The organism is Rhizobium sp. BK529, assembly GCF_014194105.1.
Taxonomy (GTDB): domain Bacteria; phylum Pseudomonadota; class Alphaproteobacteria; order Rhizobiales; family Rhizobiaceae; genus Rhizobium.
The window spans coordinates 107,739-133,688 of sequence record NZ_JACIAU010000002.1 but is presented as its reverse complement, the minus strand read 5'-3'; the positions used below and the strand labels follow the sequence as shown (position 1 = coordinate 133,688).

Annotated in this window: 18 protein-coding genes; 15 read left to right on the top strand and 3 right to left on the bottom strand. The window is 59.6% G+C overall.

Annotation, left to right across the window (positions count from 1 at the left end):
* Positions 1 to 114 precede the first annotated feature (114 nt).
* Together FHX08_RS17710 and FHX08_RS17705 are read left to right on the top strand one after the other, a co-directional pair.
* On the top strand, positions 115 to 1,830 hold the full coding sequence (locus tag FHX08_RS17710; protein WP_184327399.1) for an adenylate/guanylate cyclase domain-containing protein: 1,716 nt from the start codon (positions 115 to 117) through the stop codon (positions 1,828 to 1,830).
* Complete coding sequence (locus tag FHX08_RS17705) at positions 1,830 to 2,708, top strand: FkbM family methyltransferase (RefSeq protein WP_184327398.1); 879 nt, start codon at positions 1,830 to 1,832, stop codon at positions 2,706 to 2,708. Before FHX08_RS17710 ends, FHX08_RS17705 begins: the two co-directional genes overlap by 1 nt.
* 40 nt (positions 2,709 to 2,748) lie before the next feature.
* On the opposite strand, the gene FHX08_RS17700 is transcribed toward FHX08_RS17705, so the two are convergent.
* On the bottom strand, positions 2,749 to 3,228 hold the full coding sequence (locus FHX08_RS17700) for a class I SAM-dependent methyltransferase (protein ID WP_132654577.1): 480 nt from the start codon (positions 3,226 to 3,228) through the stop codon (positions 2,749 to 2,751).
* Positions 3,229 to 3,349: 121 nt separating this feature from the next.
* Here FHX08_RS17700 and FHX08_RS17695 point away from each other — a divergent pair, with 121 nt between their 5' ends.
* Positions 3,350 to 4,525: a DUF3095 domain-containing protein gene (locus FHX08_RS17695; RefSeq protein WP_184327582.1), complete on the top strand. Its 1,176-nt coding sequence runs from the start codon at positions 3,350 to 3,352 to the stop codon at positions 4,523 to 4,525.
* On the opposite strand, the gene FHX08_RS17690 is transcribed toward FHX08_RS17695, so the two are convergent.
* Entirely contained in the window at positions 4,515 to 5,858 is a 1,344-nt protein-coding gene (locus tag FHX08_RS17690) for a nucleotide sugar dehydrogenase (protein ID WP_132654573.1), read from the bottom strand. The genes FHX08_RS17695 and FHX08_RS17690 overlap by 11 nt on opposite strands.
* A 423-nt stretch (positions 5,859 to 6,281) precedes the next feature.
* Between FHX08_RS17690 and FHX08_RS17685 the strand changes: the two genes are divergently transcribed.
* The 10 genes from FHX08_RS17685 (at position 6,282) to FHX08_RS17640 (ending at position 20,944) form a co-directional block, all read left to right on the top strand.
* Entirely contained in the window at positions 6,282 to 7,622 is a 1,341-nt protein-coding gene (locus tag FHX08_RS17685) for an adenylate/guanylate cyclase domain-containing protein (RefSeq protein ID WP_132654571.1), read from the top strand.
* A 186-nt stretch (positions 7,623 to 7,808) separates the two neighbouring features.
* On the top strand, positions 7,809 to 9,698 hold the full coding sequence (locus tag FHX08_RS17680; protein ID WP_184327397.1) for an ABC transporter ATP-binding protein: 1,890 nt from the start codon (positions 7,809 to 7,811) through the stop codon (positions 9,696 to 9,698).
* Entirely contained in the window at positions 9,698 to 11,602 is a 1,905-nt protein-coding gene (locus FHX08_RS17675) for an ABC transporter substrate-binding protein (RefSeq protein WP_184327396.1), read from the top strand. Before FHX08_RS17680 ends, FHX08_RS17675 begins: the two co-directional genes overlap by 1 nt.
* Positions 11,603 to 11,605: 3 nt before the next feature.
* Positions 11,606 to 12,604 carry an ABC transporter permease gene (locus tag FHX08_RS17670; RefSeq protein ID WP_132654565.1) on the top strand — a complete coding sequence of 333 codons (999 nt, stop codon included), beginning with the start codon at positions 11,606 to 11,608 and terminating at the stop codon, positions 12,602 to 12,604.
* Positions 12,604 to 13,779, top strand: coding sequence for an ABC transporter permease (locus tag FHX08_RS17665; protein ID WP_184327395.1), 1,176 nt, complete (start codon positions 12,604 to 12,606; stop codon positions 13,777 to 13,779). Before FHX08_RS17670 ends, FHX08_RS17665 begins: the two co-directional genes overlap by 1 nt.
* A 95-nt stretch (positions 13,780 to 13,874) precedes the next feature.
* A complete protein-coding gene (locus tag FHX08_RS17660; protein ID WP_132654561.1) occupies positions 13,875 to 15,083 on the top strand; it encodes a glycosyltransferase family protein in 1,209 nt (402 codons plus the stop codon).
* Between the two features lie 12 nt (positions 15,084 to 15,095).
* The gene (locus FHX08_RS17655; protein ID WP_184327394.1) at positions 15,096 to 16,343 is read left to right on the top strand and encodes a glycosyltransferase; all 1,248 of its coding nucleotides are present in this window, start codon (positions 15,096 to 15,098) and stop codon (positions 16,341 to 16,343) included.
* Complete coding sequence (locus tag FHX08_RS17650; protein WP_184327580.1) at positions 16,340 to 17,473, top strand: glycosyltransferase family protein; 1,134 nt, start codon at positions 16,340 to 16,342, stop codon at positions 17,471 to 17,473. The genes FHX08_RS17655 and FHX08_RS17650 overlap by 4 nt, the downstream gene beginning before the upstream one ends.
* Before the next feature lie 194 nt (positions 17,474 to 17,667).
* Positions 17,668 to 20,382 carry an ABC transporter ATP-binding protein gene (locus tag FHX08_RS17645; protein ID WP_184327393.1) on the top strand — a complete coding sequence of 905 codons (2,715 nt, stop codon included), beginning with the start codon at positions 17,668 to 17,670 and terminating at the stop codon, positions 20,380 to 20,382.
* A 94-nt stretch (positions 20,383 to 20,476) separates the two neighbouring features.
* Positions 20,477 to 20,944: a cyclic nucleotide-binding domain-containing protein gene (locus FHX08_RS17640; RefSeq protein ID WP_132654555.1), complete on the top strand. Its 468-nt coding sequence runs from the start codon at positions 20,477 to 20,479 to the stop codon at positions 20,942 to 20,944.
* A 75-nt stretch (positions 20,945 to 21,019) separates the two neighbouring features.
* On the opposite strand, the gene FHX08_RS17635 is transcribed toward FHX08_RS17640, so the two are convergent.
* A complete protein-coding gene (locus FHX08_RS17635; RefSeq protein WP_132654553.1) occupies positions 21,020 to 22,351 on the bottom strand; it encodes an MFS transporter in 1,332 nt (443 codons plus the stop codon).
* 374 nt (positions 22,352 to 22,725) lie between these two features.
* On the opposite strand from FHX08_RS17635, the gene cyoA reads away from it, so the two are divergent.
* On the top strand, positions 22,726 to 23,901 hold the full coding sequence (gene cyoA, locus FHX08_RS17630; protein ID WP_132654551.1) for a ubiquinol oxidase subunit II: 1,176 nt from the start codon (positions 22,726 to 22,728) through the stop codon (positions 23,899 to 23,901).
* A 42-nt stretch (positions 23,902 to 23,943) separates the two neighbouring features.
* On the top strand, positions 23,944 to 25,947 hold the full coding sequence (gene cyoB / locus FHX08_RS17625; protein WP_132654549.1) for a cytochrome o ubiquinol oxidase subunit I: 2,004 nt from the start codon (positions 23,944 to 23,946) through the stop codon (positions 25,945 to 25,947).
* Positions 25,948 to 25,950: the final 3 nt, after the last annotated feature.

The window sequence follows — 25,950 nt, the reverse complement described above, 5'->3', positions numbered from 1 at the left end:
CCTTGAGCGATACGGGCAGGCATATCGAAGCAATCGTGATCAGACGAGACGATAATTCCACCCTTTTCGTCTTCTCTAGTGCATTTGCGATTTGAGCTTCAAGAACAGGAATTGATGACGACGGACTGGGCCACAGGGATTTTTTCGGAACGTACGATCAGGAGGGCCAGACTCGCTTCCGGCCTCGTGATGTTCGTCTTCATTATCCTGCATATGTCGAACCATGCGCTGGGGCTCGTTTCGCTGTCAGCTGCCGATGACGGGCGCCGGCTCTTTCTGGCGATCTGGCGCAATCCGCTGGGCACCCTGGTTTTCTATGCCTCCGTCCTCGTCCACATGACGCTCGTGCTGCGTGGCCTCTATGTGCGCCGCAGCCTCGTCATGCCAAAAAACGAGATGGCGCAGATCGCCCTCGGCCTTTTGATCCCGCTACTGCTCATCGACCATGTCGTCGGCACGCGCATCGTCCATGCGCTCTACAGCTATACCGACAATTACGAGACGATCGTCCGCACGCTCTGGATCAACTCGCCCGATAATGGCGTACGCCAGACTTTCGCGCTGCTCGTCGTGTGGATCCACGGCTGCATTGGCGTACATTTCTGGCTGCGCTATCGGCCCTGGTACGACAATTCCGCTTCGCTGCTTCTGGCGGTCGCCATCCTTCTGCCGGTGCTGGCGCTGCTCGGCTTCGTCGAGATGGGCCGCACGCTGTCCGATCCCTCCTTTATCAAGGCGGAATCCGGTCACTATGAGGAAACGATCAACACCCTCTATTACAACGATCCGGAGGCGCGCGAGCAAGTCGCGACGATCCGCGCCGGGCTCTATGGCAGCTTCTCCGCTGCCCTTGGCATCGTCATTCTGGCACGCGCGCGCCGCAGGCTGAAGGAGCGGGCGAACCAGGTAGCGGTTCGCTATGCCGGCGGAGAGACAGTTCGAGTACCCCGCGGTTTCACCGTGCTGGAAGCAAGCCGGCTCGGGGGCCTGCCGCATTATTCGGTCTGCGGCGGCAAGGGCCAGTGCTCCACCTGCCGCGTGCAGATCCTCAGCGATTATTGGACCCTGCCGCCGCCCGACAAGCTGGAGCAGACGACATTGAAGCGTATAAATGCCGCACCGGACGTGCGCCTTGCCTGTCAGCTCCGCCCGGACAGGGACGTGACCGTCGCACCGCTGCTCGTGCCACAGACCGAAGCTGCCCTTCCTGCCAACAGCCAGGAAACCAGCCCCGGCCGCGAGCGCGAGATCGCCGTGCTCTTCTGTGACATGCGGCATTTCACGACGCTCACCGAAACCCGCCTGCCTTTCGACGTCGTTTTCCTGCTCAACCGCTATTTCGGCATCGTCGGCAAGGCGGTGGAACAGGCCGGCGGACGGCTCGACAAGTTCATCGGCGACGGCGCAATGGCACTCTTCGGCCTCAATGCGTCACCCGAGGAAGCCTGCCGGCAAGCAATTTCGGCCGCGACCACGATCGTTGCCGAAGTGGACAAGCTCGCCGCCGAACTCTCCGACGAACTGCCTTTGCCGCTTCAGATCGTCATCGGCATCCACACCGGCCCAGCTGTCGTCGGCACGATGGGCTACGGGCGCGTGCGCAGCCTCACTGCCGTCGGCGACACGGTCAATGTCGCCAGCCGTCTGGAGACGGCCGCCAAAGAACTCGACGCCGCGATCGTCATATCCGAGCCGGTCGCGACGCGTGCCGGCATCGACCCTCGTACAGTTGAAAGCTGCGAAATCAACGTGCGCGGCCGGGCCCTGCCCTTGAAAGTCTATGTCATTCCGAGAGAGAAGGCGGCAGAACCGCTCGAAGGAAAAGCCTGATGTCCGGCAAGCCCTGGCTTACCGCCAAATACTGGAGCCGCCGCCTCCGCAAGGCGCGCAATGCCGCTGCCTCGCGCCTCTTCGATACCCGTTTCGGCCGCCGCCTGCTGATCGAGAACATCGGCCCGCGCGTGGTCTCGATGACGGTCGACGCCGGCGACCATCTGATGACTTTCTCGCCCTCGGATTATATCGGTCGCAAGATCTTCCGAAAGGGCCATTTCGAGCGCGAGGCGGTTGACCGCCTCATTGTCATCCTGCGCGAACGTGGCCTATTGAGAAAGGACACGACACTGCTTGAGATCGGCGCCAATATCGGCACCCAGACCGTCTATTTCGCGCTGAGCGGCGCCTACGCCCACATAGTCAGCATCGAGCCCGACCCGCGCAACTTCCCGCTGCTTGCGCTCAATATCCGCCAGAACCGGCTGGAAGAGAAAGTCCGGCTCGTCAATTGCGCTGCCGGCGAGATCGAAGGCGAGATCGACTTCTTCCTGAACAGCGCCAATCACGGCAAGAGCAGCGCCATCCGCCAGAGCCCCAGGGATGCGAAGATCAGCGTGCCGGTGAAGCCGGTTCCCGAAATTCTTGCCGAACTTTCCGTCGATTCGGACTCGATTGGTCTTGTCTGGATGGATATCGAAGGTTACGAGCCGGTCGCCTGCCGATCGATGCAGTCGCTGCTTGCTCGCCGCGTGCCACTTTATATGGAATTCTCCCCTCTCTTTTACGGCCCGGAAGGCACGAAGGCCTTCATCGATATGCTTGCAGGCTTCTACGAGCATTGTCTCGTCGTCTTCGAGGACCGCGAGGATGAAATGAAGGTCCGCGACCTGCCTGGCAGTTTCGATCAATACAACGTGCTTTTCCTGCCCTAGCTCTCCAGGTCCGAAGCAACGGGGCTGTATTGAGCCGGCATTATTTCCTGCGGTAGAGGAAATAACGGCCTTCCTTGATGCCATCGGGCAATGGCAGAGACAGAAGCTCGGGATGGTCCAGCGGCAGGCCGCTGACGGCAATGCCGCGATGGGTAAGCACGCCGGCGATCAACTGCGGCAGCCAGGTCAGCGTCACCGCGTCGATTTCATCATGGCCGGTGCCGATATCGGCATGGGCGAGCGCTGCATTGATCCCAAGGAACGCCTGGCCGGTATCGCGGATATTACCCGTCACGATGTTTTCCGCTGGCGGCGTGGAGGCGGAATAGGAGCGTATTTCCCAATCGAAGGCAATGATACGGCGGTCGGAAAAATGCTCACGCAGATGGTCGTAGGTGCGTCCGTTGCCGAGGCCGAATTCGAGCACCGGCCCGTCAACTTCGTCTACCAGATCGATGATGGCGTTGAGAATATCGCGTTGAGCCGTCAATCGGCGAATGAAACTGTCGAGGCGGCTCATCTTGTCCCGTCCGTAATAAAATATGTCAGCGGTGCTACCATATCGAGACGGTGCAAGTCGATTGCCACAAACGCAAATTGCCGTTGCAGCGGTAATGCGGGTCTGTGATAAACTCGACGCGATGAACGAGATGTCCAACGACGCATTCTTCGCCGGCGTACCGGTCTTTACCGATTTCGAGGGCGTGACCGATGAGAGCAATTACCAGCCGCTCCCCGAAGGATGGGTGCTGGCGATGGCTGATATTGTCGGTTCGACCAAGGCGATCGCCGGCGGGCGCTACAAGGACGTCAACATGGCCGGCGCCAGCGTCATCTCAGCGGTGCTGAATGCCGTCAGCAAGGGTGATTATCCCTTCGTCTTCGGCGGCGACGGGGCGCTGATCGCCTTGCCTGGATCACTCGAGGCGGCCGCCCGCGAGGCACTCGCCGCTACGCAGGTCTGGGTGAAGGAGGACCTTGACCTCGATCTGCGCATCGCCATCGTGCCGATCGCCGATATCCGCTCGGAAGGTCTCGATGTGCGGGTGGCCCGCTATTCGGCAAGTCCTTATGTCACCTATGCGATGTTTTCAGGCGGCGGCACGAGCTGGGCCGAGAAGAACATGAAGATGGGCCGCTATGGCGTCGAGAAGGCCGCGCCGGGCACCCGGCCGGACCTCGCCGGCCTCTCTTGCCGCTGGAGCCCGATCGAGGCGCATAATGGCGCAATCGTCTCGATCATTGCCGTGCCGGGCGAAGCCGGGCCGGGGCCGGAATTCCAGGCCCTCGTTGCCGGCATCGTTTCCATCACCGCCGAACAGAACCGCAATGGTCATCCGGTGCCGGAAGATGGGCCGGAGCTTGCCTTTTCGATGAAGGGCATCAATCGCGAGGCGAATGCCACGGCGCCTAAAGGCAAACGGCTGCGGCAAAAGCTGTTCATCCTCCTGCAAACCGGCCTGATCATTTTCCTGCACAAATTCGGCATCACCTTCGCCCATTTCAACGCGCGCCGCTACAAGCGGGACGTCTCGGGCAATTCGGATTTCCGAAAGTTCGACGACGGCCTGAAGATGACCATCGATGTGGATGCAGCCCACCTCGCCCGCATCGAGACGCTGCTGAAACAGGCACAGGAAAAAGGCGTGGCGCGCTACGGCCTGCACCGCCAGTCGTCGGCCTTAATGACCTGCTTCGTGCCCACTCCCCTGTCGCGCGATCACATGCACTTCATCGACGGCGCCGCCGGCGGCTATGCCGTCGCCGCCAGCCAGATCACCGGCAAGCAGCTTTCCGGCGTGCTCGTCACGCCTTGATGACGTGATCGGCCGAGAGACCGAGGCGGCTGAGGACGTTCCGGGTGTCGACGATCAGTTTGGCGCTCTTTGAAAGAGCTGCATAATCGATGATGTCGTGATCGGTCGCGATGAGAACCGCGTCATATCCCGCAATGGCATCCGGCGTCAGACCGATGGATTTGCGGCCCTTCAGCGCCTGGTATTCACGGGTAGGCGGAATCTCCGCGACGAAGGGATCATGATAATCCGCCTTGCCGCCGCGCTCCTCGATGATTTCGATCAGCCGCAGTGACGGGCTTTCCCTGATATCGGCAACGTTCTTCTTGTAGGCAAGACCAAGGACAAGGACGCGAGAGCGGCTGAGCGCCTTGCCCGCCTGGATATCCAGAGCCTCAGCCAGCTTGCCGACGACATAACGCGGCATTGCCGAGTTGATTTCGCCGGCAAGTTCGATGAACCGGGTCGGCAGCTCATATTCACGCGATTTCCAGGTGAGATAGAAAGGATCGATCGGAATGCAGTGGCCGCCGAGGCCGGGGCCGGGATAGAAGGGCATATAGCCGAAGGGTTTGGTCTTCGCCGCATCGATGACTTCCCAGATATCGATGCCCATCGCCGCATAAACGGTCTTCAACTCGTTGACGAGGGCAATATTGACCGAACGGAAGATGTTTTCGGTGAGCTTCACAGCCTCAGCTGTCGCGTTGGAGGAGACGGGAACGACGGTCGAGACGGCTGCCCCATAGAAGGATTTCATCAGCGACAGGGCTTCCGCGCCATCCCCGGCGACGACCTTTGGGATGGTCGCGGTGCGGTAATGCTGATTGCCAGGATCCTCGCGCTCCGGCGAAAAGCCGATGAAGAAGTCGGAACCGGATTTGAGCCCCGTCTCTTCGAGAATGACCTTCACGATATCATCGGTCGTACCGGGATAGGTGGTTGATTCCAGCACGATCAGCTGACCCGGCCGCAAGTGGGCGCCGATCGAACGCGACGTCGTTTCCACGAAGGAAAGATCGGGATCGCGATGTTTGGTGAGCGGCGTCGGAACGCAGATGACGATCACGTCGCAATCCGCAAGACCGGCGAAATCGGTCGTCGAGAAAAAACGTCCCGCATCGATCTCGGCTGCCAATACCTCATTGGTCACCGCATCGATATAGGAGTGGCGCGCATCCAGCGCGACGATCTTCTTCGGGTCGATATCGAAGCCGATCACTGCAAAGCCGCTGCGCGCCACAGCCATCGCCAAGGGCAAACCGACATAACCAAGGCCGATAATGCCGGCGCGTGCCGTGCGGTCCTCAATCCTTTTTGACAGCGTTTCGAAGGTGGAAGAGCGTGCGTCCAAGGCCGTGCCTCATGCGAAAAGTGAATCCGACCGTTGATCTAATGCATGATCGCGGCAAATTAAACCCGGCTCCGTTGCGCCGCCTGTCCGTGCCGCGCGCTGGCCTCCTTAGCCGGGTGTGGCGGAAATGACTCGGCTTGGCCAATCCCGACAACCAAGACGCACAAAAAATTCTAAATCCCATTGTTTCGCATCTACCGCGTGCCTATCTGGCAGTCGATAATAAACCATTTGCGAAGATTGCTCGCCCCGTTTCCAGGAGGTCGGAAGCCGGCGGGTGTCATGGCTGAGCCATAGGCATATCGTTGACACGATAATACCGCTCGTACATCCTGAATTCCTTTGATCTGCGCGTCATGAACGTGCAGGTCCGGGCGTTTTTTGTTTTCAGGATGGACGTGCGCCATGAGGATAATACCAAGAATGAGCACGATCGAATCCAGCGTATCCTCCATTTTGTTGGACCGTGTTGCTGAATGGCTGACGAATTCATCGCTGGCCGGCGACGACCTTGAAAACATCGTGCGCGGTTTCTGCGAGCGGCTTGCCGCCGCCGGCCTGCCACTCGCGCGCGTGCACCTGACGTTCTCGATGCTGCATCCGCTCTACGACGCGCTGAGCTTTACCTGGAAGCGCGCGAGCGGGGTCACGATCGAGGGCTTCCGCATGCCGGCCGGCCAGAAGCCGGACCGCTTCCTGCAGAGCCCCTATTTCTATCTTCTCGACAACAATCTGCAGCATATCCGCCGTCGCATCATGCCTGACGGCCCGAATGAATTTCCGATTTTCGAGGATCTGAGGCAGGAAAAGATCACCGACTATCTCGCCTTCGTGCAACCGTTCGGGGATGGCTCCGTGCAGGGCATGATGGGTTCATGGTCGACCGACAGCCCGGCCGGTTTTTCCGACGACATGATCGACGCGCTGCTGCGCATGCAGAACCATCTGGCGGTCGCCGCCAAGATGGCGGTGCTTGCCAAACTCGCCAACAATATGCTGACCACCTATCTCGGCGGCGATGCCGGCAAACGCGTGCTGAACGGCCAGGTCCGCCGCGGTGACGGCGAAACGATCCGTGCGGCCCTCGTCATGGCCGACATGCGCGAATCGACCATGTATGCCGAGAAGGAAGGCCGGCAGGCCTATATCGATACGCTGAACCAGTTCTTCGACGCGATCGCCGCGCCCTTCAACCGCAATGGCGGCGAAATCCTGAGCTTTCTCGGTGATGGCTTTCTCGCGGTCTACCCCTGTGGCCGGCACAAGGATCCGTCCAAGATCGCTTGCGAGGCCGCACTTTCCGCCGTGCACCATGCGCAGGCGCGCGTTGCAGAGCTTAACAAGGATCGCGAGTTCAAGGGGCTCCCGAAGATTGGCTATGGCATCGGCCTGCATGTCGGCAACGTCATGTTCGGCAACGTCGGCTTGAAAGACCGGCTCACCTTCTCCGCTTTTGGTTCGGCAGTGAACGAGGTACAGCGCCTGCAGATTCTGACGAAGAAATATAACCGCGAAGTCGTCGCGAGTCAGGCCTTCGCCGGCTATTGCGGCGGCGAGTGGATCACCCTCGGCGAGGAGAAACTGCGCGGCATCCGCCAGAAAGTGACGGTACTGCAACCGCGTGCGCCGGCATCTACCATCCATGTCGACGAAGGCTTCCGCGAATCCGTTCAGAATGGTCTTTCTGAAGCCGAGCAGGTCATCATGCTTCACCGCGACAAGAAACAGGTAAAACGCACACCGATCGAAAAGTTCATTCAGTAAATACGCGCTGACATTGCGGCCGCTTTAGCGGTTGCATCGTATAATGAGATCCTTCGCACCCGACGCCTCGTAAAACAGGCGCAAGGTGCTGCTTTTTCCTCACGCCTGTCATCAACTGGACACCCCGTTTACTGTACGATAGTGTGCCTTAACGGGAACACATAAGGACTGGGGAATTTCATTGGTATGGCGTCTGCAGCCGATCTGTTGCGTATTGAGAATCTGGATGTCGCCTTCTCCGTTTTCGGCGATCGGCTACGCGTCGTAAAGGAAGCCAATCTTCGCATACTGCCGGGGAAAGTGACTGCCCTCGTGGGCGAAAGCGGTTCCGGCAAATCCGTCATCAGCCAGTCGATCATGGGCATCCTGCCGGCGCCGGCAGACGCGAGCGGTCGCATCCTTTTTACCGATCCGCTGGATGGTAAGGCGACGGACATCTTGGCTCTGTCACGTGACAGTCCTGAGATGCGCGACCTGCGCGGCCGTCGCATGGCGACCATCTTCCAGGAGCCGATGACGTCGCTCTCACCGCTCCACACGGTCGGCAACCAGATCAGCGAAGTGCTCCTGATCCACACGGACGCCGACAAGAGGGAAGCGCGCGAGCGCACCGAGGAAATGCTCGGGCTTGTCGGTTTTTCCAATCCAAAGCGCACTTACGACATGTATCCGTTCGAGCTTTCCGGCGGCATGCGCCAGCGCGCCATGATCGCGATGGCGCTGATCTGTAAGCCGGCGCTGCTGATTGCCGACGAGCCGACGACAGCACTCGACGTGACGATACAGGCGCAGATCCTCGAATTGCTTCGCGACCTGCAGGCCAAGCTCGGCATGGCCATGCTGCTCATCACCCACGATCTCGGGGTTGTCGCCAATATGGCAGACGAGGTGGTGGTGATCTATCACGGCGAGATCATGGAAGCCGGCCCCGTCGATGCGATCTTCCGTAATCCGCAGCATCCCTACCTCAAAGCGCTGATGGCTGCGGTTCCGCATTTTGACATGAAGCCGGGCGAGCGGCTGAAGGCGCTTCGCGAGGTCCCGGTCAATCTGGAATCGCTGATCGGCAAAAAGAAGCTCGTCGAGAAGGAAGCACCCGGCGTGCTGCTTTCCGTCTCCAATCTTTCCAAAACCTACAAGACGCGCAAACGCGGTTTCTTCGGTGGGCAGGAAGCGGCCGTCGTACACGCCGTCGATGACGTCAGTTTCGATATTCGTCGCGGCGAGTGCCTGGGACTGGTTGGTGAGTCCGGCTGCGGCAAGACGACGGTGAGCAAGATCCTGATGCGCGCAGTGACACCGGATCGCGGCGCGGTCGTCTTCAACGACGGCAAGGAAGCCATCGACGTCCTCTCAGTCAAGGGCTCGGAACTGCAAGAGCTGCGCACCAAGATTCAGATGGTCTTTCAGGACCCGGTCTCCTCGCTCTCGCCGCGCATGACAGTGCGCAACATCCTGAGCGAACCGCTCGAGATTCACGACCGTGGTAACAGTGCCGAACGCCAGCGGAAGGTCGAAGCGTTGATGGGCGCAATCGGCCTAGACCGGCGCTATCTCAACCGCTATCCGCATAGCTTCTCCGGCGGCCAGCGCCAGCGCATCGGTATCGCCCGCGCGCTCGCCCTCGGCCCCAAGCTCATCATTCTGGATGAACCTGTCTCGGCTCTCGACGTTTCGGTCCAAGCACAGATCCTCAACCTTCTGAAGGACCTGCAGAAGGAGCTAGGGCTGACCTATCTCTTCATCTCGCATAATCTCGCCGTCGTCGACTATATGGCTGATCGTATCGCCGTCATGTGCAAGGGCCATATCGTCGAGATCGCGCCGCGCGAGATCATCCTGCGCAACCCGATCCATCCCTATACGAAATCGCTGCTTGCCGCCGTTCCCTTCCCGGATCTCGACCGACCGCTCGACTTCAAGGCGCTGCAGGAAAACGGCGCAGCCGAAAAGCAGAATTGGGGTCGCGTCTTCTCGCCCGATCATGACGACGCCTCGGAACTCGCCTTTGCCGATCTTGGTGGCGGTCATCTGGTGCGTGCCCGCAAGGGCGCCGATGCCAAGGAGCTGGTCTGATGGTGACCCGCCGCATCTTTCTCGGCGGCCTAGTCGGCTCGGCCATCGCGCCTTCGCTGCTTCGAGCACAGCAGATCGACGAACCAGAATTCCTGAAGGCGAAGCTCGCCGACGGTAGCCTGCCCCCGATGGCTGAGCGCATTCCGAGCGAACCGCGTATCGTCAATCTCAAGGACATGGGTCGGGTGCCTGGCACCTACGGCGGCAACGTGCGGACCATCATCGGCGGTGCGCGCGATATCCGCTATATGACCGTCTACGGCTATTCTCGGCTTGTCGGCTACGATACCAAGCTGCAGTTCCAGCCCGATATCCTGCGCGACTTCACCTCGGAGAATGCTACGGTCTTCACCTTCCGTCTGCGCAAGGGACACAAGTGGTCGGACGGTCATCCCTTCACGGCGGAAGCCTTCCGCTACTGGTGGGAAGACGTCATCCTCAACAAGGAACTGACGCCTGGCGGCGGCGCTCTGGAGCTACGCCCGCACGGTTCCTTGCCCAAGTTCGAAATGCTCGACGAACTAACGGTGCGCTATAGCTGGGACAAGCCCAATCCGGTGTTTCTGTCGTCGCTTGCCGGCCCGTTGCCGCTCGTCATCTATGGTCCCGGCCATTACCTGAAGCAGTTCCACAAAGAATTTCAGGACAAGGCCAAGCTCGACGACCTGATGAAAAAGAACCGGGCTAAGAAATGGGCCGATCTGCACATCAAAATGGCGCTCGCATCCCGGCCGAACAACCCGGACCTGCCGACGCTGGATCCCTGGCAGAACCGCACTGCGCCACCTGCCGACCAGTTCATCTTCGAGCGCAATCCCTTCTTCCATCGCGTCGACGAGAACGGCAGGCAACTCCCCTATCTCGACAAGTTCATTCTCAACGTCTCCTCCTCGTCCATCATCGCCGCCAAGGCGGGCGCGGGCGAATCCGATCTGCAGGCGACCGGCATCGATTTCAACGACTACACCTTCCTGAAGGAGGCTGAAAAGCGCTTCCCGGTAAACGTCGAACTCTGGAAAATGGCGCGGGGCTCGCGCATCACGCTGCTGCCGAACCTCAATGTCGCCGACGAAACCTGGCGCGCCGTCTTCCGCGACGTGCGCTTCCGTCGGGCTTTGTCATTGGCGATCGATCGGCATGAGATCAATATGGTCGCCTTCTACGGTCTCGGCAGGGCGAGCGCCGATACGGTGCTGCCGGAAAGCCCGCTCTTCAGGCAGGAATATGCCGACGCCTTTGTGAATTTCGACCCGGATACCGCCAACAAGCTGCTCGACGAACTCGGCCTCGACAAGCGCGCCAGAGACGGTATCCGTTTGCTGCCAGATGGCCGCCGCTGCGAGATTACCGTCGAGACGGCCGGCGAAAGTAACCTCGACACCGACGTTCTGGAGCTGGTGCACGATCATTGGGCCAATATTGGCCTGGCACTCTTCACCCGCACCTCGCAGCGCGACGTGTTCCGCAACCGCGCCATGAGCGGTTCGATCATGATGTCGATCTGGTACGGGTTGGATAATGGCGTGCCGACCGCCGACATGTCTCCCTATGGACTAGCCCCTACACTGGATGACCAGCTTCAATGGCCGCTCTGGGGCATGTATTATCTTTCGGCCGGCCAGGAGGGCAAGGCGCCCGATCTGCCGGAAGCGGCCGAACTTGTGGACCTTCTGAACCAATGGGGCCGAAGTGCTACGACGCAAGAGCGTGAGGTTATCTGGCACAAGATGCTGTCCCTCTATACCCAACAGGTCTTCTCGATCGGCCTCATCAACAGCACGCTGCAGCCGATCCTCAGATCCGCCAAGATGCAGAACGTGCCGGAGCACGCGCTTTACGGCTTCGATCCAACCTCCTACCTCGGCGTCTATATGCCGGACACCTTCTGGTTCAAGGAGGCCTGAGCGATGATCCGCTATATCCTCTGGCGTATCGCCGCCATGGTGCCTACGCTGCTGGTGATATCGGCGCTGGTCTTCGTCATCATCGAGCTGCCGCCCGGCGACTTCTTTGAAAGCCAGATCGCGGAAATGCGCGCCCAGGGCGAGACCGCAAACCTGCAGGAAATCGAGGAGTTGCGCCATCAATACGGCTTCGACCAGCCGGAGATCGTGCGCTATTTCTATTGGGTCGGCGGCATGTTGCGCGGCGATTTCGGCTATTCCTTCGAATATCAGCTGCCGGTTTCCGACGTGGTGGGCGACCGCTTGTGGTTGACGATCCTCGTCTCCTTCTCGACCATCCTTCTCACCTGGCTGATTGCCTTCCCAATCGGCATCTATTCGGCAACCCATCAATATAGCTGGGGCGATTACGGCCTGACCTTCCTCGGTCTGCTCGGCATCGCGATCCCCAACTTCATGCTGGCGCTGATCCTGATGTACTTCGCCAATGTCTGGTTCGGACTCTCGATCGGCCATCTGATGGACCAGCAATTTCTGAACGAGCCGATGAGTTGGGCGAAGGCGCGGTCCATCCTCGCGCATCTCTGGATCCCAGTGATCATCGTCGGCACTGCGGGTACAGCCGGTATGATCCGCCGCCTGCGCGCCAACCTGCTCGACGAGATGCAGAAGCAATATGTGACGACGGCACGCGCCAAGGGTCTGCACCCGGTGCGCGCGCTTGTCAAATACCCGCTGCGTATGGCGCTCAATTTCTTCGTCGCCGATATCGGCTCAATCCTGCCGTCGATCATTTCCGGTGCCGAGATCGTCGCCATCGTTCTGTCACTGGAAACCACCGGACCGATGCTCATCAAGGCGTTGCAGAGCCAGGACATGTATCTTGCCGGTTCGTTCCTGATGTTCCTCGCCTTCCTGAATGTCATAGGCGTACTGATCTCCGACATAGCACTCGGCTTCCTCGATCCCCGCATCCGTCTGCAAGGCAGGAGCACCAAATAATGTCGCCCCTACCCGCACCTGGCGCAGCACTGCCGCACTACGTCTCGACTGCTCCCTTCGATCCGATAGCAACGGAAACGATGACCTCGGCGCAGTCGCGCATCCACCTTGCCTCGCAAAAGCAGCTCATGTGGTGGAAGTTCAAGCGCCACAGGCTGGCGCTCGTATCCGGCATCTTCCTCGCCGCCGTCTATTTCATGATCCTGATCGTCGAGTTCCTGGCACCCTACGGTCTGCACACTCGCAATGTCGATTTCATCCATTCGCCACCGCAGCGGGTCCGTCTCTTCGATAGCCAGGGCAATTTCGTCGGCCCCTTCGTTTATGGCCGAAAGATGACGCTCGATATCGACACGCTGCATCGCGTCTATACCAACAACGAAAACGACATCCAGCCTATCCGCTTCTTTTGCCGCGGCGATGGCTATAAGTTCTGGGGACTTATCGCGTCCGACTTTCACCTCGTCTGTCCGGCAATCGGCGGACAGATGTTCCTGCTCGGGACCGACCGACTTGGTCGCGATGTGCTGTCGCGTATTCTTTACGGCGCGCGCATTTCGCTCACCATCGGCCTCATCGGCATCGCCATCAGCTTCGTGCTCGGTATCGTCATCGGCGGTCTTGCCGGCTATTGGGGTGGCATCTTCGACCTCGTCGTGCAACGACTGATCGAAGTGCTGCAATCCCTGCCTTCGCTGCCGCTGTGGATGGCACTTGCCGCCATCATGCCGGTGACTTGGAGCCCGATTGTCATCTATTTCGGCATCACCGTCATTCTCGGCATCATCGACTGGACAGGGCTTGCTCGCGCCGTGCGCTCCAAGCTACTGGCGCTGCGCGAGGAGGATTACGTCCAGGCTGCCCAACTGATGGGCGCCAGTACGCCGCGAATCATCGGCCGACATCTGGTGCCGGGCTTCATGTCGCACCTCATCGCGTCCGCCACCATTTCCATTCCGGGCATGATCCTCGGCGAAACGGCGCTCTCCTTCCTCGGCCTCGGCCTGCGACCGCCCATCACCAGCTGGGGCATTCTGCTGACCGAGGCCAAGAGCGTCAGCGTCATCGCCTTCTATCCATGGTTGCTATTCCCAATCGTTCCGGTAGTACTGGTGATATTGGCGTTCAATTTTCTGGGAGATGGCTTGCGTGATGCGGCAGATCCCTACAAATAGCCTCGGGCTGGATAAAGCGCTTCGCGTCTATCGGCTCACGGCCTCCGAACCGCGGGGGTGGTAGAAGTATGTCGTCCACCTCAGAGGGCACGCCTATGGCCAGACGTCTCGAAGATGCACGCATCCTCATGTACAGCCATGATACTTTCGGCCTTGGCCACCTGCGCCGCTGCCGGACAATCGCCCATGCCCTCGTCGAGGATTATCGCGGCCTTAATATCCTGATCATTTCGGGCGCGACGATCGCCGGCGCCTTCGATTACCGCGCCCGCGTCGATTTCGTGAAGATTCCGAGCGTCATCAAGCTTCGCAATGGCGAGTATACGTCGCTCGCCAGTCATATCGATCTTCAGGACACGCTGAAGATGCGCGAGTCGAGCATTCGCCACACCGCCGAGACTTTCCAGCCCGACATCTTCATCGTCGACAAGGAACCGATGGGCCTTAAGGGCGAGGTCGAAGATACGCTTGCCTATCTGAAGGCACAAGGCACCGTTCTCGTGCTGGGCCTTCGTGAAATCATGGACGCGCCGCATCTGCTCGAAGCCGAGTGGAAGAAGAACAGTGTCATGCAGAAGATCGACCAATATTACGATAGCATCTGGGTCTACGGACCGCCGGATTTCTACGATCCGCTTGTTGGTCTCGATGTGCCGGCCGGGGTTCGCCGCAAGATGGATTTCGTTGGTTTTCTGCAGCGCAGCGTTTCCAAGGGCAAGAATTCGCTGAACGCCCGCAAGGACGATTATATCCTCGTCACCACAGGCGGCGGCGGCGACGGCTCCGACCTCGTCCACGACGTGATGAACGCTTATGAAGCCGACGAGACGCTGACGCAGAAGGCGTTGGTGGTGCTCGGTCCCTATATGCCGGCAGCCGAGCGGACGAAACTTGTCAGGAAAGGCGAAAAGATCCCCTATATCGAGGTGATCGAATTCGACAATCATATGGAAGAGCTCATCGATGGCGCGACCGCAGTCGTCGCCATGGGCGGCTACAACACCTATTGCGAGATTCTCTCCTTCGACAAGCCGGCGCTTATCGTGCCGCGCGTCGCTCCCCGCGAGGAGCAGCTTCTGCGCGCCCGCCGCGCGAGCGAACTCGGCCTCATCGATATGCTGCTGCCCGAGCAATCCGCTAACCCGGCCATCATGGCGGAGACGCTGAAGCGGCTCCCCTCACGGCTTCCACCGTCAAAGAGCGGCAGCAATATGCATCTCGAGGGGCTAAATCAGATTTCGCGGACCGTTGGCGCATGGCTGGACGGTCATGGACGTCATCTCTCCCTCGTCGGCGCAGAATAAAAGAGCCTTCCTTTGCCGCCACGCCGCAAGATTCTCGTCGTGCTGAAAGGCTATCCCCGTCTTTCGGAAACCTTCATCGCCCAGGAATTGCTCGGCCTCGAAAAGGCGGGCTTCGACCTGACGCTGATCTCCATGCGCCGACCGACCGACAAGAAGCGTCACCCCGTCCATGACGAGATCAAGGCGCGCGTCGTCTATCTGCCGGAATATTTGCATGAGGAGCCCATCCGCGTGCTGAAGGGCCTTATCGCCGGCTTTTCAAAACCCGGCTTCGGCGCGGCGATGAAGCGTTTCTTTGCCGACCTGCCGCGCGACATATCCCGGAACCGCTTTCGCCGGCTCGGGCAGGCGCTGGTCCTGGCGCGCGAATGGCCCGATCAGGGGGAGTGGCTGCACGCCCATTTCATCCACACCCCGGCCTCCGTTGCCGAATATGCCAGCATCCTGACCGGCACACCCTGGACCTGTTCGGCCCATGCGAAGGATATCTGGACCTCGCCCGACTGGGACCTCGGCCAGAAGCTTGACAGCGCCCGCTGGGCAGTGACCTGCACGCGTAATGGCTACGAGCATATGAAGGCACTGACGGGGCGCAAGGATACTGTGCACCTCAGCTATCATGGCCTTGATCTTGCTCGCTTCGGCCATTTTGCAGGCGAGCGCTCAAACCGCGACGGCAGCGATCCCGCCGACCCAGCTGTCATCCTCAGCGTCGGTCGGGCGGTGGAAAAGAAGGGCTACGACGTGCTGCTGCGCGCCCTCGCCCTACTGCCTGCGGAGATCAACTGGCGCATGGACCACATCGGCGGCGGTGAGCAACTGTCCAAGCTGAAAAAGCTCGCCGCCGAGCTCGGCCTTGCCGAGCGAATTACCTGGAAAGGCGCATTGGCCCAGGAAGACGTGCTCGATCATTACCGTCGCGCCGATCTTTTCGTCCTCGCGTGTCGCATTGCCGCCAATGGCGACCGCGACGGACTACCGAACGTGCTGGTCGAGGCCTGCAGTCAGCGGCTCGTCTGCCTCTCCACCAATGTCTCCGGTGTGCCCGAACTGTTGACCGACGGCGAGAACGGTCTTGTCGTGCCGGCCGAAGACCCGGCAGCCCTCGCAAAGGCACTCGAAACGGCGATCCGCAATCCGGATCTGCGCAAGCGGCTCGGAGATGCGGCCGAAGAGCGCGTGCGCACCCACTTCGATTATCATTCCAGCATCCGGCAGCTGAGCAGCCTCTTCGAGGCAGAATGGCAGAAGGCGTCATGACGGCTCCACGCATCTTCTTTTATGTCCAGCATCTGCTCGGAATCGGCCATATCGCCCGTGCCAGCCGCATTGCCGATGCGATGGCGAGCGACGGTTTCGATGTGACGGTCGTCACCGGCGGCCTGCCAGTACCCGGCTTTCCGGGCGACAATATCAGAACGATCGAGCTCCCACCGGTCGTCGCCAGCAACGTAGGCTTTTCCGGTCTTGCAGATGCCAACGGACAAGCGGCGGGCGAAGAATTCCTCTCCAGGCGCCGCGACCTCCTGCTGCAAGCCTTCGACGAGGCGAAGCCTGATGTGGTCATCATCGAAGCCTTCCCCTTCGGGCGTCGGCAAATGCGCTTCGAACTGCTGCCGCTGATCGATGCGATCGAAAATGCCGAACCCCGGCCGAAGCTTCTGAGTTCGGTCCGCGACATCCTGCAGGAAAATCGCAAGGCTGGACGCGACGAGGAAACAGTCAAACTCATTAAGGACCATTTCGACGCCGTGCTCATCCACGGCGATCCGAATTTCGTGCGCCTGGAAGATACTTTTCCGCTGACGAGCGAAATTGCCGCCCGACTGCGTTACACAGGCCTTGTCGCGCCGCCGCCCGCGCCGGAACCAGCCGAGGTATTCGACATCATCGCGTCAGCCGGCGGCGGTGCCGTCGGTCTTGAACTGATCCGAGCCGCGCGCGACGCAGCTGCGTCGCTCCCTTCTTATCTGAGCTGGCTGCTGATTACCGGCCCCAATCTTCCGGAAGCCGATTTTTCCGCGCTTTCGGACGATGCGCCCGCCAATGTTACGCTGGTCCGCTTCCGCAAGGATTTCCCGTCGCTGCTGCGCGGTGCGAAAGTCTCGATATCGCAGGCCGGCTACAATACGGTCGGCGATCTCCTGCGCAGCGACTGCCGCTCGATCCTGATTCCGTTCGTGGCAGCGGGAGAGACGGAACAGACCGTACGCGCCGAACGACTGAAAGCGCTCGGCCTTGCCGATATCCTGCCGGAAAAGGGGCTGACACTCGAAGTCGTCAAGACTGCTATCGAAAAGGCGCTTGCCGCGCCACGGCGCCCAGCCGTTTCCCTCGATCTCGATGGAGCAAAAAAAACTGCAGCCATCATTCGCTCAATGATCGGCTGAAACCCTCGCCTATTCCAAAATTCATGTGATATAACACAATTTCCGGCGAGAATCGGCGTTTCGACATTAGTCCGCTCCGCCTTGTTTTCGTTGCGATATCGGCGGTCTGACTGCATGATCCTGTACTCGGAGATTTCCCCTTCCTCAGCATCAGGATCGCTGTATGGACTTTCCCCACAGTCTGATGGTTAGCCATGGAAAAAAGCCTCGCGCGCTACATCTGGAAGAACACGCGGCTGCAGCAGCTTTGGATTCTGCTGGTCGTCGCAGCCTCCATGGTACCCTACTTCCTGTCCTTCGACCTGCCGAAGCAGATCGTCAACGGACCCATTCAGGGTGACGGCTTCGAAGGACCGGGCGCAAGACAGACGTTCATGCACATAGCCTACGACATCCCGCTGATCGGGCATGTCGAATTCTTCAAGGGCCTGGAACTCAACCGCTTGCAGATGCTGATGGCGCTGAGCCTCGTCTTCCTGGCGCTCGTCGTGCTGAACGGCCTCTTCAAATTCTACATCAACACCTACAAGGGCCGGCTCGGCGAGCGCATGTTGCGCCGCATCCGCTTCGAACTCATCGATCGCGTGCTGCGCTTTCCGCCCGCCCATTTCAAGCGGGTGAAATCCGCCGAGATCGCCACCATGATCAAGGACGAGGTGGAGCCGATGGGCGGCTTCACAGGCGACGCCTTCGTCTCGCCCGCCCTGCTCGGCGGCCAGGCGATCACCGCGCTTGCCTTCATCATCATCCAGAATTTCTGGCTGGGCATGATTGCGGCTGCAATCGTCGGCGTTCAGGCGGTAGTTATCCCTCGCATGCGCAAGCGCCTGCTGGAGCTCGGCCGTCAGCGCCAGCTGACTGCCCGCGAACTTTCTGGCCGCGTCGGCGAAATCGTCGACGGTATCGGCACGATCCATGGCAACGACACGTCAAATCTCGAGCGTGCCGATATCGCCACCCGCCTCGGCCGCATCTTCTCGATCCGATACGATCTCTATCAGTGGAAGTTCCTGGTGAAGTTCATCAACAACTTCCTCGCCCAGGTCACACCATTCCTCTTCTACGCAATCGGCGGTTACCTGGCGCTGCAGGGCCGGCTCGACATCGGTCAGCTCGTCGCCGTCATTTCCGCCTATAAGGACCTTCCCGGCCCACTGAAGGAACTGATCGACTGGGACCAGATGCGTCAGGACGTGCAGGTCAAGTATGCGCAGGTCTACGAGCAGTTCAATGTCGAGCCCTTGATCGATAGCCGCATCCAGGAGCTTGCGACGACGCCGATCGCGCCGCTGACCAGCGCGCTGGTCGTTACCAACCTTTCAGTCAGCGACGACAGTGGGGCACGCCTCGTCGATCATGTCTCGGTCGAGATCAAGCCGAACGAGACAGTAGCGATCGTCGGGCCGAACGGCAGCGGCGCGGAAGCTTTCGCGGAAGCGCTTGGCCGCCTCGTCTGGCCGGATTCCGGCCGCATCACCATCGACGGACAGGATCTTCTGGAGCTGCCGGAAGCGATCACCGGACGGCGCATCTCCTATGCCTCCGCCGACAGCTATTTCTTCCACGGCACGCTGCGCGACAACCTGCTCTACGGGCTCAAGCATGCGCCGATGAAAGAACCGGAATATGACGGCAAGGCGGCTCAAGAATATAAATGGTACGTCACGGAATCGCAAAAGGCCGGTAATCCGACGCTCGACCTCAACAGCGACTGGGTGGACTATAAGGCAGCCGGCGCGAACGGACCTGAAGACTTGCTGAAGGCGATCCGGCCGGTGCTCGACGCGGTCATGATGTCGCAGGATATTCTGGATCTGGCGCTGCGCTCCACCGTCAATACGGAGGTTCACACGGCGCTCGGCAGCCATATCGTGGAACTTCGAAGGTCACTGCGCGAGCGGCTCGCCAAGGAAAACCTCGACACCATCGTCGTGCCTTTCGATTTCGACACTTATAACGCACAGGCGACCGTCGGCGAGAACCTTCTGTTCGGCACGATGAAGCGGCCGCTGATGAACAATCGCAGGCTTGCCGGCCATCCCTATTTCCAGCAACTCTTCCGCGACACCGGACTTAGTACCGATCTCTATGCAATGGGCTTGGAGATTGCGGAGAACGCGGTGGAACTCTTCCACGACCTGCCGCCGGACCACCCTTTCTTCCAGCAGCTCACCTTCATGACGGCGGATGACATTCCGACCTACCAAGCGTTGCTGCAGAAGCTGCAGGGCAAGCGTTTCGAGGACGCGACGCCGGAAGACCGGGCAAGTATCATTCGCCTTAGTTTCGCCTATATCGAGCCACGACACCGCTTCGGTCTTTTGACCCAGGCGCTGATGGACAAGATCGTCGATGCTCGCAAGCAGTTCCACGAGAACATTCCCAGCGACCTCGCCGAACTGATAGAACGTTATGACATCAACCGCTTCACGGCCTCCGCGAGCCTGATGGACAATGTGCTTTTCGGCCGCATCGCCTATCAGCAGGCCGATGCCTCGGACCGCATCCGCATCATCATGGGTGAGCTCTTCGATGCGCTCGATCTCTACGACGACGTACTGTCGATCGGGCTGGAGTTCGATGTGGGTTCCGGCGGCAAACGCCTGACGGGGGTGCAGCGACAGAAGCTCAATCTCGCTCGCGCCCTGCTCAAGCGCTCCGACTACTTCATCTTCAACCGGCCGATCCCGGCGCTCGACCAGCGCATCCAGGACCAGATCACCCACAACATCATTGAAGGCCTGCACCAGGAAGGCAAGCGCCCGGCGATCATCTGGGTACTGTCCAACGCCAAGCTTGCGGAAATCTTCGATCGTATTCTGCTCTTCGATCGCGGCGATCTTGCCGAGGCGGGCAACTATCCGGAACTTTCCGAGAAAAACGGGATGTTCAAGGAACTGTTATCGTAATATTCTATTGGGGCGGCAGAGACGGCGCCCGCAAGGCGTTTGGAGTTGGTTTAGCGCATGATCAAAGACCATGCGGCAGGAGGTTATAGCGCTCATGCTGTTAAGAGATGAAGTCGAAATGCTGCGGCGGGTGCCGATCTTCTCAAGGATTGCACCAGCAAAACTCAAGCTCTTGGCCTTCACCTCCGATCGTATGACCTACCGCGCTGGTCAAAACCTGTTTCGCCAGGGTGATGTCGGCGACGCTGCCTATGTCGTTCTGTCAGGCACGGCAGATATCATCGTTTCTTCGCCCGCCGGCGAGATCAAGGTCGCCGATGTCGAGGTCAATTCTATCGTCGGCGAAATCGCCATTCTCTGTGACGTCTCGCGAACAGCGACGGTACGAGCCACCTCACCGCTCGAAGTGCTGCGCATCAGCAAGGAGCATTTCCTCAAGCTTCTGAGCGATTTCCCGGAAATGGCCGTGGAGATCATGCGCGTGCTCGCCGACCGCCTCAATCACACGACCGCCGAACTGACCGCCGCGCGCGCTGCCAAGCAGCCACAGATGGCGCAGTAAAGCCCAACATAACATCCCAAACAAAAGGCCCGCCAGGTTTCCCAGGCGGGCCTTTTCCGTGTGCCGCTGTGTGCGCTATTCGCGCTGTTCCAGCGCCCTGCTGAAGGCAAGCGCCGCCAGCGTGCAGATCGCGCCCGAGAGCAGGTAGTATCCGACGAAGGCCAGACCGAACTGGCTCGACAGACTGAGCGCCACCAGCGGTGCAAAGCCGGCGCCGACCAGCCAGGCAAGGTCGGAGGTGAACGCCGCCCCGGTATAGCGATAGCCGCGGCCGAAGCGCGACGAGATCGAGCCGGTCGCCTGACCGAAGGAAAGACCGAGTACGCCGAAGCCGATAATGACGTAGGCGTCATGCCCTGTATTATCGGCGCCGATCAGCAGCGGTCCGATGAAGCTGAAGATCGCAATCAGCACCGCACAGATCGCCAGCTGCGCGCGGCGGCCGATGCGGTCCGCGATCATGCCCGAGGCTATGATGGCGACGACGCCGACGATGGCACCGATAACCTGCACCACCATGAAGGCGCCGATCGGCCGATCGCTGTGAAGGCTCACCCAGCCAAGCGGGAAAATGGTGACGAGGTGGAACATGGCAAAGCTTGCCAGCGGCACGAAAGCGCCGATCAGAATATCGCGGCCGTGGACGCGCAGCACGTCGAGGATCGGCGCAGCTTCAAGCTCATGCTGTTCCAGCAGCGTACCGAATTCCTTGGTCATGACGAGACGAAGGCGGGCAAAGAGTGCGACGACGTTGATCGCGAAGGCGACGAAGAACGGATAACGCCAGCCCCACGACAGGAAATCTTCCGCAGAGAGGTTGGCGACGAAGTAGCCGAACAGGATGCTTGCCAGCGCGAAGCCGATCGGCGCGCCGAGCTGCGGGATCATCGCATACCAGCCGCGATGGTTCGGCGGCGCATTGAGTGCAAGCAGCGAGGCGAGACCGTCCCAAGCGCCGCCGAGCGCAAAACCCTGGCCGAGCCGGAAGAGCGCAAGCAGCGCGATCGACCAGTAGCCGATTTCATCAAAGCCCGGCAGGAAGGCGATTGACGCCGTCGAGCCACCGAGCAGGAAGAGAGCGATGGTCAGCTTCGTGCCGCGCCCATACAGGCGGTCGATGGTCATGAAAACGACCGAACCGACGGGGCGGGCAAGGAAAGCGAGCGAAAAGATCGCAAAGGAATAGAGCGTCCCCGTCAGCCGGTCCGGGGCGAAGGGAAAGACGAGCTGGGGAAAGACGAGTACGGATGCAAGGCCGTATACGAAGAAATCAAAAAACTCGGACATGCGACCGATCACCACGCCGACGGCGATGCTGCCGGGCGAAACCGGCTTGTCATCGTGGATGCGCCGCGCATCCCGTTCCAGCGATGACGATGATGGTCCTAAATGTGTGGCAGTAGCCATATGAAACGCCTCCCTCGTTCAAGATGCTTTTTACAAAGCACCTCGGAGCTGATCTTGTTCCATCTTTGCAGCTTATCAAGTCCTGATTGGGCAAATAGTTACGTCGAATTCCCAAAAATCAATGTGGCCGGAAAAATCGCGTGACGCATCAGCCAACCTATTACAGAGTTTTATTGGGCAAAGCTGTGCGTTTCGGATATAAAAAGGCGGCGTCGCCAAAATTCCTTCGACTTTTTGTCAGGATTCCGAGGCTCGTGGACGCTGACTGCTCCCGCGGTGCAAAATGCATGTTGCACTGCGACCAAAGACCTCATATCGCTGCCCGTGCCAGTGCTTTAGTCGGCAATCGAACGAAACAAAAAGAGCTTAGAGACGTGCAAAAACTGTCAAAGTTTTCCCGCCTTCTATTAGTCTTGCCGCTGTTTTTTTTGGCAGGATGCAACATGGTGGTCATGTCGCCCTCTGGCGATATCGCCGTCCAGCAGCGCGACCTCATCGTCGTCTCCACGGTGTTGATGCTGTTGATCATCATACCAGTGATCTTCCTCACGCTGCTTTTCGCCTGGCGCTACCGGCGCTCAAATACGGCTGCGAACTACGCGCCCGAATGGCATCACTCCACGCGCCTTGAAATCGTGATCTGGGCAGCGCCTCTTGCCATCATCATTGCGCTCGGCGCGGTTACCTGGATCTCCACACATAAGCTTGATCCCTTCCGTCCGCTCGACCGTCTTGATGCCGACCGCGCCGTTCCGAGAGATACCAAGCCTTTGACTGTCGAGGTGGTGGCGCTCGACTGGAAGTGGCTGTTCTTCTACCCCGACCTCGGCATCGCGACCGTCAACGAACTCGCAGCCCCGGTCGACGTGCCGATCAATTTCAAGATCACGTCCTCTTCGGTGATGAACTCCTTCTTCATCCCTGCGCTCGCCGGCCAGATCTACGCCATGCCTGGCATGGAAACGAAGCTGCATGCCGTCATCAACAGGGAAGGCGAATTTGATGGTTTCTCCGCCAATTACAGCGGCGCAGGCTTCTCGAACATGCGCTTCAAGTTCCATGGCCTGAACCAGCAGGGTTTCGACGCCTGGGTGGCGCAGGTGAAGCAGCGGGGCACGATGCTGAACCGTGACGCCTATCTGAAGCTGGAAAAGCCAAGCGAGAGAGAACCGGTGCGTTATTATGCCAGCGCCGATGCCGACCTCTACAACGCGATCCTCAACCTGTGTGCCACGCCTGGAAAGATGTGCATGAACGAGATGATGCACATCGACATGATGGGCGGCGGCGGCAAGGAAAGCAAAGGAAACCGCGAAAAGCTGACCTACGACAACCGTTATACGGACGAAGGCGTTGTCGCCCCCGGCGCGACAGTGCCCGCTACCGGCGCTCCTTCCCGCGCCGAACCTCCTCGCGAGGGCGATGGCAATGGCGCGCAGCACGATATGCAGAACATGCCCGGAATGGACATGCAGCATGACGGCCATACCACGCCCGGCATGAGCAATGGCGGCGATGCGGCGCCGGCGCAGCTCAACAATGACAATTAACCTGGCGCTTTGCGTCGCAAGACATAATGAACGGGTTGTTCCATGTTTTCCAATCCTGACCTCCTGAAGTTCATCTTCGGCCGGTTGACCCTAGACGCGATCCCCTATCACGAGCCGATCCTGGTCGTGACCTTCATCGGCGTCGTCATCGGCGCCATCGCGGTGCTCGGTATCATCACCTATTTCAAGTTCTGGGGTCCGCTTTGGCGCGACTGGATCTGCAGCGTCGATCACAAGAAGATCGGCATCATGTATGTGATCCTGGCCGTCATCATGCTTTTGCGTGGCTTTTCCGACGCTCTTCTGATGCGCGGCCAGCAGGCGATCGCCTTCAATGGCAATGAGGGCTATCTGCCGCCGCACCATTACGACCAGATCTTCACGGCGCATGGCGTCATCATGATCTTCTTCGTGGCGATGCCCTTCGTCACCGGCCTCATGAACTTCGTGGTGCCGCTGCAGATCGGCGCGCGCGACGTCTCTTTTCCGTTCCTCAACAACTTCTCGTTCTGGATGACGACGGCGGGTGCGATCATCATCATGCTCTCGCTCTTCATTGGCGAATTCGCCCAGACCGGCTGGCTCGCCTACCCGCCGCTGTCGGGTGCCGCCTATAGTCCTGGCGTCGGCGTCGACTATTATATCTGGGGCTTGCAGGTTGCCGGTGTCGGGACGACGCTGTCGGGCATCAACCTGATCGCGACCATCGTGAAGATGCGCGCGCCGGGCATGACCTTCATGAAGATGCCGGTCTTCACCTGGACATCACTCTGCACCAACATCTTGATCGTCGCGTCCTTCCCGATCCTGACGGCGACGCTCGCTCTCCTGTCGCTCGACCGTTATGTCGGTACGAACTTCTTCACGAACGACCTCGGCGGCAATCCGATGATGTATGTTAACCTCATCTGGATCTGGGGCCACCCGGAAGTCTACATCCTCGTGCTGCCCGCCTTTGGCATCTTCTCGGAAGTGGTCGCGACCTTCTGCGGCAAGCGCCTGTTCGGTTACGCTTCCATGGTCTACGCCACCTGCGTTATCATGATCCTGTCCTATCTCGTGTGGCTGCACCACTTCTTCACGATGGGTTCGGGTGCCTCCGTCAATTCCTTCTTCGGCATCACCACGATGATCATCTCAATCCCGACCGGGGCGAAGATGTTCAACTGGCTCTTCACCATGTATCGCGGCCGCATCCGCTATGAAGTGCCGATGCTATGGACCGTCGGCTTCATGGTGACCTTCGTCATCGGCGGCATGACCGGGGTGATGCTTGCCGTTCCGCCAGCCGATTTCGTGCTGCACAACTCGCTGTTCCTGATCGCGCATTTCCATAACGTGATCATCGGCGGCGTTCTGTTCGGCATGTTCGCCGGCGTGAACTACTGGTTCCCGAAGGCCTTCGGCTTCAAGCTCGATCCCTTCTGGGGCAAGATGAGCTTCTGGTTCTGGCAGATCGGCTTCTGGTTCGCCTTCATGCCGCTCTATGTGCTTGGTCTGATGGGCATCACTCGCCGCATGAGCCAGTTCGATGATCCGTCGCTGCAGATCTGGTTCATCATCGCTGCCTTCGGTGTCGGCCTAATCGCGCTCGGGATCGCCTCTTTCCTGATCCAGATCGTCGTCTCCTTCATGAGGCGCGAAGAGCTGCGTGACGACAGCGGCGACCCCTGGGACGGTCGTACGCTGGAATGGTCGACCTCCTCGCCGCCGCCGGACTATAATTTCGCCTTCACGCCGGTCGTGCATGATCATGACAGCTGGTACGACATGAAGAACCGCGGCTTTGAACGCCCGCTTGGCGGCTTCAAGCCGATCCACATGCCGAAGAACACCGGCACCGGGGCGATCCTGGCCGCCATCAGCGTAGCACTTGCCTTCGGCCTGATCTGGTACATGTGGTGGCTGGTCGTCCTGTCCGCCGTCGCCATGTTTGTCGTCGCGATTGGTCATACCTTCAACTATAAGCGCGACTTCTACATTCCCGCGGAAGAAGTCACCGAAACGGAAGGCAAGCGAACCCGGCTGCTTGCGGAGCAGGTGTAAGAG

Bases quoted from the DNA above. Each gene is read 5' to 3' on its own strand.
- FHX08_RS17710 (WP_184327399.1), top strand. From the start codon at position 115: ATGACGACGGACTGGGCCACAGGGATTTTTTCGGAACGTACGATCAGG.
- FHX08_RS17705 (WP_184327398.1), top strand. From the start codon at position 1,830: ATGTCCGGCAAGCCCTGGCTTACCGCCAAATACTGGAGCCGCCGCCTC.
- FHX08_RS17700 (WP_132654577.1), bottom strand. From the start codon at position 3,228: ATGAGCCGCCTCGACAGTTTCATTCGCCGATTGACGGCTCAACGCGAT.
- FHX08_RS17695 (WP_184327582.1), top strand. From the start codon at position 3,350: ATGAACGAGATGTCCAACGACGCATTCTTCGCCGGCGTACCGGTCTTT.
- FHX08_RS17685 (WP_132654571.1), top strand. From the start codon at position 6,282: ATGAGCACGATCGAATCCAGCGTATCCTCCATTTTGTTGGACCGTGTT.
- FHX08_RS17680 (WP_184327397.1), top strand. From the start codon at position 7,809: ATGGCGTCTGCAGCCGATCTGTTGCGTATTGAGAATCTGGATGTCGCC.
- FHX08_RS17675 (WP_184327396.1), top strand. From the start codon at position 9,698: ATGGTGACCCGCCGCATCTTTCTCGGCGGCCTAGTCGGCTCGGCCATC.
- FHX08_RS17670 (WP_132654565.1), top strand. From the start codon at position 11,606: ATGATCCGCTATATCCTCTGGCGTATCGCCGCCATGGTGCCTACGCTG.
- FHX08_RS17665 (WP_184327395.1), top strand. From the start codon at position 12,604: ATGTCGCCCCTACCCGCACCTGGCGCAGCACTGCCGCACTACGTCTCG.
- FHX08_RS17660 (WP_132654561.1), top strand. From the start codon at position 13,875: ATGGCCAGACGTCTCGAAGATGCACGCATCCTCATGTACAGCCATGAT.
- FHX08_RS17650 (WP_184327580.1), top strand. From the start codon at position 16,340: ATGACGGCTCCACGCATCTTCTTTTATGTCCAGCATCTGCTCGGAATC.
- FHX08_RS17645 (WP_184327393.1), top strand. From the start codon at position 17,668: ATGGAAAAAAGCCTCGCGCGCTACATCTGGAAGAACACGCGGCTGCAG.
- FHX08_RS17640 (WP_132654555.1), top strand. From the start codon at position 20,477: ATGCTGTTAAGAGATGAAGTCGAAATGCTGCGGCGGGTGCCGATCTTC.
- FHX08_RS17635 (WP_132654553.1), bottom strand. From the start codon at position 22,351: ATGGCTACTGCCACACATTTAGGACCATCATCGTCATCGCTGGAACGG.
- cyoB (WP_132654549.1), top strand. From the start codon at position 23,944: ATGTTTTCCAATCCTGACCTCCTGAAGTTCATCTTCGGCCGGTTGACC.